The sequence below is a fragment of the Nonomuraea sp. NPDC005650 genome (assembly GCF_040605375.1).
Taxonomy (GTDB): Bacteria; Actinomycetota; Actinomycetes; order Streptosporangiales; family Streptosporangiaceae; genus Nonomuraea.
In genome coordinates this window covers 70105-82507 of record NZ_JBEXCR010000037.1, presented here as the reverse complement: position 1 = coordinate 82507, position 12403 = coordinate 70105, and the positions used below count along the sequence as shown (strand labels likewise).

At 71.3% G+C, this 12403-nt stretch carries 14 protein-coding genes; 3 read left to right on the top strand and 11 right to left on the bottom strand.

All coding sequences use genetic code 11. From position 1 onward, the window contains the following. Positions 1-30: 30 nt before the first annotated feature. The 3 genes from ABZS69_RS47175 to ABZS69_RS47165 form a co-directional block, all read right to left on the bottom strand. Positions 31-975, bottom strand: coding sequence for a serine hydrolase domain-containing protein (locus tag ABZS69_RS47175; protein WP_355385228.1), 945 nt, complete (start codon positions 973-975; stop codon positions 31-33). 67 nt (positions 976-1042) lie between these two features. Beyond that, on the bottom strand, positions 1043-3376 hold the full coding sequence (locus ABZS69_RS47170; RefSeq protein WP_355385225.1) for a tetratricopeptide repeat protein: 2334 nt from the start codon (positions 3374-3376) through the stop codon (positions 1043-1045). 82 nt (positions 3377-3458) lie between these two features. Further along, positions 3459-3929: an SRPBCC family protein gene (locus tag ABZS69_RS47165; RefSeq protein WP_355385222.1), complete on the bottom strand. Its 471-nt coding sequence runs from the start codon at positions 3927-3929 to the stop codon at positions 3459-3461. A 169-nt stretch (positions 3930-4098) separates the two neighbouring features. On the opposite strand from ABZS69_RS47165, the gene ABZS69_RS47160 reads away from it, so the two are divergent. Next, positions 4099-4563: an ATP-binding protein gene (locus tag ABZS69_RS47160; protein ID WP_355385219.1), complete on the top strand. Its 465-nt coding sequence runs from the start codon at positions 4099-4101 to the stop codon at positions 4561-4563. Positions 4564-4623: 60 nt separating this feature from the next. On the opposite strand, the gene mltG is transcribed toward ABZS69_RS47160, so the two are convergent. Then, complete coding sequence (gene mltG, locus ABZS69_RS47155) at positions 4624-5532, bottom strand: endolytic transglycosylase MltG (RefSeq protein ID WP_355385216.1); 909 nt, start codon at positions 5530-5532, stop codon at positions 4624-4626. Next, a complete protein-coding gene (locus tag ABZS69_RS47150) occupies positions 5529-6041 on the bottom strand; it encodes a SigE family RNA polymerase sigma factor (protein ID WP_355385213.1) in 513 nt (170 codons plus the stop codon). The genes mltG and ABZS69_RS47150 overlap by 4 nt, the downstream gene beginning before the upstream one ends. A gap of 190 nt (positions 6042-6231) precedes the next feature. On the opposite strand from ABZS69_RS47150, the gene ABZS69_RS47145 reads away from it, so the two are divergent. Further along, positions 6232-6561, top strand: coding sequence for a hypothetical protein (locus ABZS69_RS47145; RefSeq protein WP_355385210.1), 330 nt, complete (start codon positions 6232-6234; stop codon positions 6559-6561). 22 nt (positions 6562-6583) lie between these two features. On the opposite strand, the gene ABZS69_RS47140 is transcribed toward ABZS69_RS47145, so the two are convergent. The 6 genes from ABZS69_RS47140 to ABZS69_RS47115 all read right to left on the bottom strand — a co-directional run bounded on the left by ABZS69_RS47140 (position 6584) and on the right by ABZS69_RS47115 (position 11874). Next, positions 6584-7507: an RNA polymerase sigma-70 factor gene (locus ABZS69_RS47140; protein ID WP_355385208.1), complete on the bottom strand. Its 924-nt coding sequence runs from the start codon at positions 7505-7507 to the stop codon at positions 6584-6586. A 111-nt stretch (positions 7508-7618) separates the two neighbouring features. Next, positions 7619-8890 (bottom strand): FAD-dependent oxidoreductase, encoded by a 1272-nt coding sequence (locus ABZS69_RS47135; protein WP_355385205.1) that lies wholly within the window; start codon positions 8888-8890, stop codon positions 7619-7621. 93 nt (positions 8891-8983) lie between these two features. Then, positions 8984-9688, bottom strand: a complete 705-nt coding sequence (locus ABZS69_RS47130) for a sigma factor-like helix-turn-helix DNA-binding protein (protein WP_355385202.1) — start codon at positions 9686-9688, stop codon at positions 8984-8986. A gap of 79 nt (positions 9689-9767) precedes the next feature. Beyond that, the gene (locus ABZS69_RS47125) at positions 9768-10160 is read right to left on the bottom strand and encodes a cupin (protein ID WP_355385199.1); all 393 of its coding nucleotides are present in this window, start codon (positions 10158-10160) and stop codon (positions 9768-9770) included. Continuing rightward, complete coding sequence (locus ABZS69_RS47120) at positions 10157-11362, bottom strand: serine hydrolase domain-containing protein (RefSeq protein WP_355385196.1); 1206 nt, start codon at positions 11360-11362, stop codon at positions 10157-10159. Before ABZS69_RS47120 ends, ABZS69_RS47125 begins: the two co-directional genes overlap by 4 nt. Positions 11363-11496: 134 nt before the next feature. After that, positions 11497-11874, bottom strand: a complete 378-nt coding sequence (locus ABZS69_RS47115) for a hypothetical protein (protein ID WP_355385193.1) — start codon at positions 11872-11874, stop codon at positions 11497-11499. Between ABZS69_RS47115 and ABZS69_RS47110 the strand changes: the two genes are divergently transcribed. Beyond that, positions 11837-12397, top strand: a complete 561-nt coding sequence (locus ABZS69_RS47110) for a TetR/AcrR family transcriptional regulator (RefSeq protein WP_355385190.1) — start codon at positions 11837-11839, stop codon at positions 12395-12397. The two genes, ABZS69_RS47115 and ABZS69_RS47110, sit on opposite strands and share 38 nt — an antisense overlap. Positions 12398-12403 lie beyond the last annotated feature (6 nt).

Sequence of the window (12403 nt, the reverse complement as noted above, 5' to 3'; positions counted from 1 at the left end):
CTGCTTCGTGGAACGGCGCGTCGAGCGCCGTCACCCCGCACGCCCCTCGACCCAGGGCCGCGAGACCGCATCGAGCAGGCTGTCGAGGAGCGGCACCCGGCGTTCGGTGTGGTCGTCGATCGCGATGAGAGCCACGGTCAGGTCCAGGTCGGGTACACGGGCGTGGATCGCACGCAGACCTGTCCAGCCGCCTCCGTGCCGATAGACGCGGTGCCCCGCGTGTGACCGGACGCCGATGCCCCAGGCGTAGTCGATCGGCGTACCGTCATCGAGGCGTCCGGGAGTCTGCATGAGCTCCGATACGCCGAGTTCGTCGGCGTTGAGCGCCTGGCCCCAGCGCAGCAGATCGCTGAGAGTCGTCCAAACCCCTCCGTCACCCAGGGACAGCGGGGCCGGACGAGGACGGACCAGCGGCGCCGCACCCGGGGGCGCGGGGTCGGGCCCGGGCCAGAAGCGGGTGTCCGCCATCTCCAGCGGACCGAAGAGGTGGCGCCGGGCGAAGTCGGGCAGCGGCAGGTCCGCGGCCCGCTCCACCGCCGCGGCCAGGCACACGTATCCGGCGTTGGAATAGACGTGCTCGGTGCCCGGCCGGCGATCCAGGGCCGGGAACCGGGTGAGCGCTCGGAGGATGCCTGGCGTGGTCCGGTCGGTTTCGCCGTCGATGAGGGCATCGACCTCGGCGTCGGCGGGAAGGGCCGCCGTGTGATGGACAAGGTGCCGGAGCCGGACGGCGCCGGCCCACGACGGCAACTGGGGCAACCAGCGTGACAGGGGCGATTCCATGTCCAGCGCGCCATTGCGGACGAGCAGCGCCGCGCAGGCCGCGGTCATCTGCTTCGACAGTGACGCGGCGTAGGCAATCGTCGTGGCGGTCAGCCCTTGGGCCAGGAGGACGGGTGGCGTGCCGCGTCGCCGCATCCCGACCACGATCGGCTCGTCACCGCGGTAGCCGGCTCCGGAGAGGAGAGCTGTCATTCGGGACACGAAATGATCATCCCAGTGCTTCGGCGCCTTCGCCGGGTCACTCTGCCGGCCGACGTGATCAGATGGGCGCGGGACCGTGGTCGCGGAGCCTTGCCCGCAGCTCATCGGCGGATTGGTGCCCCAGTTCGTCCAGGATGGTGAGGGAGAGGTGCCACGAGTGCACCGCCTCGGTGGGCCGGCCGGCGGCGTGGAGCGAGTCACCGAGCCGGAGCAGGATCTCGGCCTCGTCGTAGCGGTGACCGAGATCGCGGCACGAGGTGAGCGCGCGCCGGTAGTGCGCGATCGCGTCCTCAACATCGCCCCGGTGGTGATGGATGTTGCCCAGCGTGTCCAAGGTGTGGCCTTGGCCGGATTTGTCGCCCAGTTCGGTGGCGATGGCCAGCGCCTTCTCTCCGGACTCGAGTGCTCGCCCGTAATCGCCGAGCGCGCACCGGCACCAGCTGATCAGGTTCAGGACGTAGGCTTCGGTGGCGGCCAGGCGGGCTGAGCGAACAACGTCGAGGGCCGCCCGCGCGTGCCGCAACGCCTCCTCCATGCGTCCGGCCTGGGCGCAGGCCAGGGCGATGTCGAAGAGGGCGAACCCTTCCTCGGTCAGATCGCCCGCCTCGCGCGCGAACGCGGCGGCCTGGCGGAAGTGGGAGTACGCCTGCTCGAGATCGCCGCGTTCGGCGGCCACCGGGACGAGCCATCGGTGCGCGGCCGCCTGCGCCCGCCGATCGCCCGTACGGCCGGCCGCTTCCAGCGCGACATGCAGGCAATCGAGGTGTTCCTGCCGGTGCCCCTGCCGGAGCAGCCAGAACTGGAAGGTCGACACCAGCCGGACGACCTGGGCGTACAGGCCGTCGCTCATGGCCTGGCGGAGGACGGCCGTCAGGACCGCGTGCTCGGCCTGGAACCAGGCCAGCGCCTGCCGGTGTTCGGCCAGGCGCTCGGCTCGCACGCCGGGCGGGGCCGGGTCGAGGGGCTCCAGCCACTCGGCCGGTACGTACAGCCGTAACGCCGCCTCGTACGTGGTGTGCAGGTAGTGTTCGACCACTCGGCGCGCCGCGGCACGTCGCTGCGCCGACTGCTCCGTCTCGTCGACGAGCTCGCGTGCGAAGGCCCGGAGCAGGTCGTGGCAGGCGTACCGGCCGTGCGTGACCTCCGTGACCAGGTGCGCGTCGAGCAGAGCGTCCAGGAGCTGCCTGACCCGCGCCGGGTCGACGCCGGCCAGGCTGGCGGCCGCCGCCGCGGTGAGGTCCGGTCCAGGATGTACGGCGAGCAGCCGGAACAGGCGGGCCACGTCCTCGGGCAGTACGTCGTAGGAGCGGGCCAACACCACCCGCAGGCTGGTGGCCGAGTCCGCGGTGGCCAGCCCGCCCAGATCACCGCCGGCCCGGCGCAGGTCCGCGGCCAGGGCGCTCAGCGGAACGGCCGGGCTCGTGACCGCCCGTCCCGCCGCGATCGCCAGGGCCAGGGGGAGCCGCGCACACGCGGTGATGATCTCGTCGGTGGCCTCCGGGTCGGCTTCGACCCGCTGCCGGCCGAGGCGGCGGGCGAGCAGTTCGCGGGACTCCGCCTGCGGGAGCACGTCCAGCGTGATCAGCCCGGCTCCCTCTTCGGCGATCAGGCCGCTCAACTGGCGGCGGCTGGTGACGATGACGGTGCAGTGGGGGCCGCCGGGAAGCAGCCAGCGCACCTGCTCGACGTCACGGGCGTTGTCGAGCACGACAAGGACGCGCTTGTCCGCCAGCGTCGTCCGGTACAGCGCGGCCCTGACCGGCAGATCCTCGGGGATCCGCTGCGGTGGCACGCCCATGGCCTCGAGAAAAGCCGTCAGCGCGTCGCGCGGCTCGACTGCGTCGCGGGCCGGCCCGAAACCCTGCAGGTTCAGATAGAGCTCGCCGTCCTCGAATCGACCGCGTGCCCGGTGGGCCCAGTGCAGCGCCAGGGATGTCTTGCCGACGCCGGCCGTACCGGAGACGATGCAGATCCTCGTCCCTTCCGCGCCCGGGTCGAGCTGACGGTCCAGCTCCGCCAACGAATCCGCACGCCCCGCGAACCCGGACACGCCGACCGGCAACTGCTGCGGCGTAGCAGTCGGCTCGGATGCCGCCGGCTCAGGCTCCCGGCCCGTGGAACCCTCCGTCGGCGGCCCGAGCTCTGCCCGGGCCGCGGCGGCGAGCGCTTCCTGTTCCCGCGGGTCCAGCTCAAGGGCCTCGGCCAGCATCCGGAGGGACGCGCTCCGTGGCCGCTCGACGGCATCGCCTTCGAGCCGGCGAATGGTGCGGACGTTGATGCCTGCCCGATCGGCGAGCTGGTCCTGGGTCAGCAACGCCCGGTTCCGCCAGGCCCGAAGCAGCGTTCCCAGGCTCCGGCCCTCCTCACCGGCGTCTCCTGTCCCAGCAGACATGACACTTCCCCGATCTAGGTGCCGACGATGGGCACTTGCCATGACATCACAATGTTCCGCCATGCCGACGGCTGAGATGGCTTCATCGCAGGGGGTTTTCGGTGGTCGCCTTGATGTGGGCATTGCGATGGAGGATGAGCTTGGTCATGTAGCGCTTGAGGACGAGGACCTCGGCGACGGTGCCCAGCGGGGCGGCGGGGGCGGTGAAGTCGACGACGTCTTTCATGAGGGTGGCTTCGCTGTCGTTGTGGCGGGTGGCTTCGAAGGTGTGTGCGTGGTGCCAGCGCCGGAACGGGCCTGTCACTTGTTCGTCGACGAAGTATGTCGGGCGGATGTAGGCGCTGATGGTCGAGGTCAGGTGCCAGGTGATGCCGAAGTGCCGGGCGCGCCAGGTGACCTGGTCGCCCAGAGCGAGTTGCCCGGAGGTGGTGCCTGCGACTGCTTGCTCGTTGGAGTGGCGCATGGAGGAGGTGTGGACGTCCACCGACAACGAGGCGTCGAAGACGACCGGCGGAGGTGCGAGGACGAGGGTGGTCACCTCGAAACGGGACATCGCCGAATGCTATCGAGTGTCCTGGAAGAGGCATGATGTCCGTGCAGGCGCTCCTCGTCGGATTCCTGCCGTGCCCGTTCCCGCGGCCCGCAAAACGCTAGCCTCGGGTCCCATGATCGTATGGCTCAACGGTACCCATGGCGCAGGAAAGACGACGACCAGTCGGCTCGTGCAGCGACTGATCCCGGATTCACGGGTGTTCGACGCCGAGAAGGTCGGCGAGACGCTCATGGACATCACGCCAGGGCTGCCCGCGACGGACAACTTCCAGCACTGGCCGCCGTGGCGGTCACTCGTCGTCGAGACCGCCCGCCGCGTACTCGACTACACCGGCGGCACGCTGGTGATGCCCATGACGGTCCTGGTCGAGCAGTACTGGCGCGAGATCAGCACGGGCCTCGCCCACCATTCCATTCCGGTACGGCACTTCGTCCTCCACGCTGACCAGGACACCCTGCGCGGGCGCATCGAGGGGGACACCGTTCTTGGGCCCTCCTCATTCCGCCTCGAATACCTCGAGCCCTACGCCGAGGCGGCCCGCACGTGGCTGCACGGCGAGGCCGAGGTCGTCGACACCACGCACCTCACGCCCGCCCAGACCGCCCAGCGGATCGCAGAGGCCGTCAAGAGTTGAGGCCCGCACGGAGAGTCGCCTGCGCGCGCCGCTGCACGAGCAGCTCGTGCGCGTGACGCGCTAACCGGACTGCCGCGCGCGTTCGACGAGCTCGGCGTACTCCTTCCCGGACGTGGCGAACTCCAGGGTGCCGCGCTTCGGGTCGGTGGCCACGAAATAGAGCCAGGATCCCGCGGCCGGGTGGAGGGCGGCCTTGAGCGCGGCCTCACCGGGGTTGGAGATGGGCCCCGGAGGCAGCCCGCGATGGCGGTAGGTGTTGTACGGCGAACGCAGCTTGGTGTCCTCGACCGTGACGTTGCCGCGGTACTCGCCGAGGCCGTAGAGGACGGTGCTGTCGAGGTGCAGCAGCATGCCGCGGGCCAGGCGGTTGTGGATGACGCGGGCCACCTTCGGCATGTCGGCCTCGGTGGGCGACTCGGCCTGGACGAGGCTGGCGATGATGACGACGTCCAAGGGGGCGCGCCGGGAGGCCAGACCGAGCTCGTCCGCCGTCTCGCGGAACCGGGCCACCATCGCGGTCAGGATCTCGGCGGGGGTGGCGGAGTCGGCGAACCTGTACGTCCCGGGGTGGGCGAAGCCCTCCAACCTGCCCTTGGCGTACGGAGGCAGGCCCAGCGCCCGGCCGTCCTCGGCGGCCCGCGCGAACGACTCCGCGGGCTCGCCGGTCACGCGGGAGAGGTTGTCGAACAGGAGGGAGACCCGCCATCCCTCATTGATGGTCACCTTGCGCGTCCGCTCCGGCTCGGGACGCGCGGCCACGGGTGCCTGCGGCCGGCCCGCCTCGGGCGAGAGGGTCCTGACGGCGATCGTGCCGCCCACGGCCAGGGCGACGACGGTGACCGCGGCCGCCAGGGCGGCGCCCCTCCGGTGGGCAGGGCGGTGCGGCGGGAGGAAGCGGGCCGGGGGCGGCGGCACCTGCTCGTCCGCCATGTCGGCGAGGGTCTCACGCAGCAGGTTCTCGACGTTCAACGGAGCTCCCTCACAGTGCTCAGTTCGGGGGCGGACTTCTTCAGCCGCTCCAGCGATCGGTAGATCTGGCTGCGGACCGAGCCCACCCGCACGCCCAGCAGGCGTGCGATCTCGGTCTCCGACTTGTCCTCGAAGTAGCGCAGGACGAGCATGGTCCGCTGCCGGGGCGTCAGCCGGGACAGCGCCGCCCGCATCGTCACTCGCAGGTCCGCCGCCTCGGCATGCCCGTCGCCGGCCCGGTCGAGCCGCTCGTCCGTGCTCACCTCCACGACCCGCGACCGGCGGCGCCACCAGCTCACCTGCTCGTGGTACATGGTGCGGCGGACGTATCCCTCGATGGCCTCGGGGTCGCGCAGACCGCGCCACCGCGCGGCCGTCTTCGCCAGGGCCGACTGGACGAGGTCCTCGGCGGCGTGCCGGTCGCCGGTCAGCAGGTACGCCGTGCGGAACAGCGCGCCCGACCTGTCGATGACGAACTGCCGCAGAGCCGCCTCAAAGCCTGGATCCACCCGTCCTCCTCTTGATGTCACCCACCAAGGACGAGCGGGTGCCACGGAACTATGCCGGATGCCGCAAAATGTCAGCCGCCGGCGTGTCCGGGTCGGCCGACCCGAGTGAACCTCGCCTCCACGCCCAGCGGTCAGGGTGGTCGATGGTTGGATGTTCACCGGGTACGGATCGGCGGATGGGGTGGGCATCGTGACGGATGCGAACGCGTGGGCGGCACTGGCCCGCGAGTGGCTGGCCCTGGCGTCGCCGAAGGCGGCCCGGGCCATGGTGGAGCGCGGGCAGGAGGCCGGCAGGCGGCGCCGCGAGTGGCGGCCGGACGCGGGCTGGCGGGGGGAACGCGCCGACGAGGAAGCGGCGCGGGACCTGGAGCAGGTCCGTTGGGCGACCGAGCCCGAGACGGCGAGCGGGCCGGCTGAGGAGGAGATCGAGGCGGCCAAGGAAGCGCTCGCACGGGAGACGGCGCTGGCCCGCGCACGGGAGCGGGCTCGGCGGGATCGGGCGGACCGGAAGCCGGTGTGACGTCCGGGCGGCGCGTCCTACCTCATTCCGCGGACCGGCGGGCCTGCCTCACCTCGCGGTCGAGCGCCCAGGCGTCCGCCACCGGGCCCAGGTGCCCGAGCTTCTCGGGGTTGATCACCATGTGGATCGTCTGGACCTGCCCGTCGAGTACGTCGAGCGCCAGGGTGTGGAGCACCTTGCCGTCCCGGTCGCGGAAGATCGCGCCCGGCTGGCCGTTGAGCTCGTGCGGCTCGAACGTGATCTCGACCTGGGCCATCCGGGGGATGACGGAGGCGAGCAGCCGGGCCACGTTCTCGGCGCCGGCGATGGCTCTGGCCAGCTGCGGGGCCTTGCCGCCGCCGTCGCCGACCATCGACACCTCGGCGGCGAGCAGCTTCTGCAGGCCGGCGACGTCGCCTTCGCGGAGGGCGTCGAAGAACCGCGACGCCAGCTCCTCCCGCTCTTTGCGGTTCGCCGCGAAGCGGGGCCGGCCCGCGGCCATGTGGCGCCGCGCCCGCACCGCGAGCTGCCGGCACGCCGCCTCCGAGCGCCCCACCGCGGACGCGACCTCGGGAAAGCCGAAGTCGAACACCTCCCGCAGCACGAAAACCGCCCGTTCGAGCGGGCTGAGCCGTTCCAGCAGCAACAGGGCCGCGATCGACACCGAGTCGGCCAACTCCGCCGAGCGTGCCGGATCCTCATAGGGGTCGGCGAGCAGCGGCTCGGGGAACCACGGCCCGACGTACCTCTCCCGGCGAACCCGGGCCGAGCCCAGCACGTCGATCGAGATCCTGGTGACCGTCGCGGAGAGGAAGGCCTTGGTCGAGGTGGGCTGGGTGGGGGAGGCCTCGAAGCGCAGCCAGCTCTCCTGGACGGCGTCCTCGGCCTCGGTCACGCTGCCCAGGATCCGATAAGCGATCGAGAACAGCAGCGGTCGCAGTTCCTCGAAATCCGTCTCTCGCGTCATCCCAGCCCCGTCCTTGAAGCCCTGCCGCCGGAAGGCTAGCGCAGCTCCCCGCCGGGCTCGCGTTCGGCTCCGGCCTGGCGACGGCTCCTGAGCCTGGTTCCGTTTCGTGCTCTACGCCGGCGCTTTGGCCGACGAGTCCGCCGGGGTCTGCTCCCGGGTGAGGGGGCGGCGGCGGGTGGGCAGCCCGAGTGTCGGGTTGGCGACGCCCCAGGCGGCGCCCTTGCAGATCAGTTCCTTGTAGACGGCGGCGAGCCGGCCGGTCAGGATCGCCTGCACGGCGCGGTCGTCGGCGGTGACGTACTGGATCAGCCCCTCCTTGCGGCCCAGTGAGATGCACTGGTTGAAGTAGCGGATCGGCATGTTCGGGAGCTTGCCGCCGGTCAGGCGCGCCGCGATCGCGTCGGCGGCCTGCCAGGCGGCCGGGGTTCCCGAGGCGCACGACATCCGCAGCGGCTTGTTCCCGGGGCCCATCGCCATGGCCGCGTCGCCGATGGCGTACACGTCCGGGTGTGAGACCGAGCGCATGGTCCCGTCGACCACGATCTGGCCGGCGGCGGTGACCTCCAGGGCGCTCGCCTGCGCGATCGGGTGGACGGCGAAGCCGGCGGTCCACACGGTGACCGCGGCCGGGATGGCGTTGCCGTCGGCGGTGGTGACGCGGTCGGCTTCGACGCCGGTGACGGTGGCGTGCTCGTATGCGGTGATGCCGAGCTTGCCGAAGACCTTCCGCAGGTGTTCGCGGCCCTTGGGGGAGAGCCAGTCGCCGAGGCCGCCGCCGGCGGCGAGGGCGACGTCGAGGTCCGGGCGGGCCTCGGCGATCTCGGTCGCGGCCTCCAGGCCGGTGAGGCCGCCGCCGACGACGACCACGCTCTGCCCGGCGTCGAGGCCGGCCAGGCGCTCGCGCAGCCGGAGCGCTCCGGGGCGGCCGGCGATCTCGTAGGCGTGCTGGGCGGTCCCGGGGACGCCTTGGGCGTTCCAGCCGCTGCCGAGGGCGTAGACGAGGGTGTCGTAGGGGAGTTCTTCTGCGCCGGGCTCGGGCGCGGTCAAGCTGGTGCCGGGCTCGGGCGCGGTCAAGCCCGTGCTGGGCTCGGGCGTGGTCGGGGCGCTGTCGTTCGTGATGGTGACGGTCTTGTGGTCGACGTCGACGCCGACGACCTTCGCGAGCCTCAGCTCCACGCCGGTGCCCGCGAGCATCTCGCTGAACGGCCGCGGCTTGAGGTCCTGGCCGGTCGCCAGCTGGTGCATGCGGACGCGTTCCACGAAGTCGGGCTCGGCGTTGACGAGGGTGATGGCGACGTCCTCGCGGCGTAGCCGCTTGGCGAGGCGGCCGGCGGCGATGGCGCCGGTGTAGCCGGCTCCCAGGACGATGATGCGGTGCCGCATTTCCTTGCTCCTGTCTGGCGCGGGTTTGCCCCTTGAACCGGGCGGCCCGGCGTTTCCTGACAGGAATGTGGTGTGAAACACCTCACACAACGGCTAGAAGGCGTTGAACAGCGGCTCCCCGTGGTCGGCGGCCGCCCACCGCGCGGTCGCGCGTTCGAGCTTGTCGGGGTTGATCTGGTTGCGGAACGCGGCGATGCCCTCGGCGGTGACCTCCAGGCACATGACGCCGACGACCCGGCCGTCCAGGACGGCCACGACGGCGGGGTCGCCGTTGGCGGTCCAGGCGTGGACCTCGGGCTTGCCGCCGACCAGGGCCTGCTTGGCCTGGCCGGGTTTGAACAGGCCCCACAGGAACGTCGCGACCGCGACGGCGCCCTCGAACGGCTTGACGCGGGCCGGGATCTTCCCTCCGCCGTCGCCGACGGAGATGGCGTCCTTGGTGAGCAGGCGTACGAGCTCGTCGGTCTGGCCGCTGGTGGCGGCCGCGAGGAACTCCTCGACGATGCGCCGGGCGGCGGCCTCGTCGATCTCGGTGCGGGCTTTGCCGTCGGCGACGTGCTTCTTGGCGCGGTGGAAGATCTGCTGGCTGGCGGCCTCGGTGATGTCGAGGATTTCGGCGATCTCCCGGTGCGGGTAGTCGAAGGCCTCCCGCAGCACGTACACGGCCCGCTCGTTGGGGGACAGGCGCTCCATGAGGGTGAGGACCGCGTACGAGACCGATTCGCGCTGCTCGGCGGTGTCGGCCGGGCCGAGCATCGGGTCACCGGCGAGCAGCGGCTCGGGCAGCCATCGGCCCACGTAGGTCTCGCGGCGCGCCCGCGCGGAGGTGAGCTGGTTGAGACACAGGTTGGTGAGGACCTTCGTCAGCGCGACGGGGTCAGGAGGCTTCGGTCCGCTTCTCCAACCGGCTGCCGCGCGGCAGGGTGACGGCCATGATGTTGCTGGGGATGTCCAGCTCGATGCGATGCCATCGCCCGCGCGGGACGATGGCGGCGGTGCCGGCCACCAGCCGGATCTCCTCCTCCTGCTGTCCGGGCCGCTCCGGACGCAGGTAGAGGCGTATCTTCCCGATGAGGCAGGACACGATCTCCTCGGCCTCGGGGTGGACCTCCCAGTGGCCGGCGTGGACGTCGGCGTCGGTCTTCGCGTGGAAGGCCGTCAGCTGCCAGCCGTCCTGGTCGGCGTCCGTGGTCCTGTTGCCGGTGTGGATCCTGCCGCCCTGGTGGAGGCGGATGGAGGAGGCGAAGAGATCGATCGGGGTGAGGGTCATGCCGAGACCACCTTCCTGTGGCCGCACAGCGCGTACTGGTAGAAGGCCGACAGCGCGTCGTCGATGGGGTGGGGCCGCGGCCGGCCCGAGGCGTCGGGTCTGGTCCATCTTTGGAGGTTCATCGCGAGGGACATCTGCCGCCTGCCGTCGGCGCTGGTCCAGCAGGCCGTTCCGGCTCCCCAGACCGTGCCCTCGTGGCCCCAGAAGGTGCCGCGGTCTGTGTCCTTGCGCTGCAGGCCGAGGCCGTAGTCGATCCGCTCCCCTGCATGCGAGCGGACCGGCAGGGTGCGCCGCATCTGCGCCAGCGACGACGGCTGGACGATCTCGCCGGCGAGCAGGCGGCGGTAGAAGCGGTTGAGATCCTCCACGGTCGACACCAGGGAGGCGGTCCCCCTGACCCAGGACATGTCATAGACGCTGTAGTCGCGCGGCGGGTCGACCAGGCCGTGGAACGCCTCGTACATCCGCGGGTGCGGCTCCTCGATGCGCGGCCCGTCCGGGAACGCGGTGTTGCGGAGCCCGGCGCGCTCGATGACGTTCCGGGTGATGTACTGCTCTGCCGTGGTGCCGGTCACGTGCTCCAGGAGCTGGACGAGGATCAGGTAATTGGTGTTGGAGTACACGCCCGTGGGGCCTCCGGGCTCGCCGACGGCGCCGGCCGCGAGCCCCATCCCGATCAGCTCGGCCGGACGGAACCGCCTGAACCGGTTGCCGTCCAGGCTCTCGGGCGACATCTCCGGCAGGGAAGGGAACTTCCGGAGGGACGGGAACGCGGCCAAAAGGTACTCGGCGATGCCGCTGGTGTGGTTGAGCAGCATCCGCACCGTGATCTGCTCGCCGCGTTCGCCCGGCACCAGGTGCGGAAGCTGCCGGCCGATCGGGGCGTCGAGCGCGATCCGGTCGTTCTCGACCTGCTGCATGATCGCGGCGGCGGTGAAGGTCTTGGTGGTGCTGCCGACGCGATGTCGCAGGTCGGGCCGCATGGGGCGGCTGGTCTCGAGATCGGCGACCCCGGAGGCGCCGCGCCATACCCGGCCCTCGTCGCGTACCTCGGCGAACACACCCGGCACCCCGGCACGGTGGACCCCGTCCAGGGCGGACTGCAGCTCCGCAGGATCGAAGCCGGTCGACGGGCTCGGTTCGGTGTGGTGCCGCTGCGACATCTCGGTAGCGGCCGGGTCGTGTCCGGCTGGGGTTCTCATGACCGTAATCGTCGTCCAGCCGCTGCTCAGGGGCGTCCCTCAAGGGAAGTCATCTGCCGCTACCGCACCGGGATCAACGACCGGCCGGACTACGACACCGGGAGTAGTTCCCACGTTGATCATGAATTGGTCCCTTACGGCGTGGCGGTTGACGGTCGTACACGGCCGGGCAGGAAGACGGCCATGGCCAGGCCGGTCGCGGTGAGGATGAACATCCACGTCAGGGCTGAGGCGAAGCCGCCGCTCTGGAGGATGACGGCCATCAGCGCGGTGCCGGTGGCGGCGCCGACGCGTTGCACGATGGTGCTGGCGCTGGTGGCGTGCGGGATGGCGGCCGGGTGCAGGGTGCGGTAGACGGCGACGCTGACGGGCAGGCCGGCGACGCCGAACCCGATCCCGCGCACCAGTAGCGCCGCGCCCAGCAGGAACGGGTCGGTGTCGGCGGTGGCGAAGGCGAACGGGAGGGTGCCCGCGGTGGCCGCGGCCATCGCGGCGGCCGCCGGGGTCGGCATCGGCAGCCTCTACCGCCGCTACCGCACGAAGGAGGAGCTCTTCCAGCGGTTGGCCGAGCTGTCCCTCGACAGCTGGAACCAGGCCGCGGAACGAGGTCTCGCCGAGGACGATCCATGGGAAGGGCTGGCCGGGTTCATCGTCACCTGCGCCGAGTTCGGCCAAGGATCGCTCGCCCCGATCGCCGGCACCATCGAGGTCACCGAAGAGATGCAGGCCAAATCCAACCGCTCCGACGCGTTGCTGGCCGCGCTCGTCGAGCGTGCCCACCAGGCCGGTGTGCTCAGGCCGGACGTCACCGCCGTCGACATCTCGCTGCTGATCGAGCAGTACGGCAGATCACCCGCCCTGGACCAGTTGCGCAAGCAGGGGCGCGACGACCTCGTCCAAGCCGCCGCCGACGCGCACAAGCGCGTTCTCGCCATCGCCGTGGACGGCCTGCGCACCTGCCACCCGAACCCGCTGCCCGGCGACCCGCCCACCGACCGGCTCTTCACCGACCGCTGGGCCCACGAGGCCCGCTGACCAGGT

Bases quoted from the DNA above. Each gene is read 5' to 3' on its own strand.
- ABZS69_RS47175 (WP_355385228.1), bottom strand. From the start codon at position 975: ATGACAGCTCTCCTCTCCGGAGCCGGCTACCGCGGTGACGAGCCGATC.
- ABZS69_RS47170 (WP_355385225.1), bottom strand. From the start codon at position 3,376: ATGTCTGCTGGGACAGGAGACGCCGGTGAGGAGGGCCGGAGCCTGGGA.
- ABZS69_RS47165 (WP_355385222.1), bottom strand. From the start codon at position 3,929: ATGTCCCGTTTCGAGGTGACCACCCTCGTCCTCGCACCTCCGCCGGTC.
- ABZS69_RS47140 (WP_355385208.1), bottom strand. From the start codon at position 7,507: ATGACGCGAGAGACGGATTTCGAGGAACTGCGACCGCTGCTGTTCTCG.
- ABZS69_RS47135 (WP_355385205.1), bottom strand. From the start codon at position 8,890: ATGCGGCACCGCATCATCGTCCTGGGAGCCGGCTACACCGGCGCCATC.
- ABZS69_RS47125 (WP_355385199.1), bottom strand. From the start codon at position 10,160: ATGACCCTCACCCCGATCGATCTCTTCGCCTCCTCCATCCGCCTCCAC.
- ABZS69_RS47120 (WP_355385196.1), bottom strand. From the start codon at position 11,362: ATGAGAACCCCAGCCGGACACGACCCGGCCGCTACCGAGATGTCGCAG.
- ABZS69_RS47115 (WP_355385193.1), bottom strand. From the start codon at position 11,874: ATGCCGACCCCGGCGGCCGCCGCGATGGCCGCGGCCACCGCGGGCACC.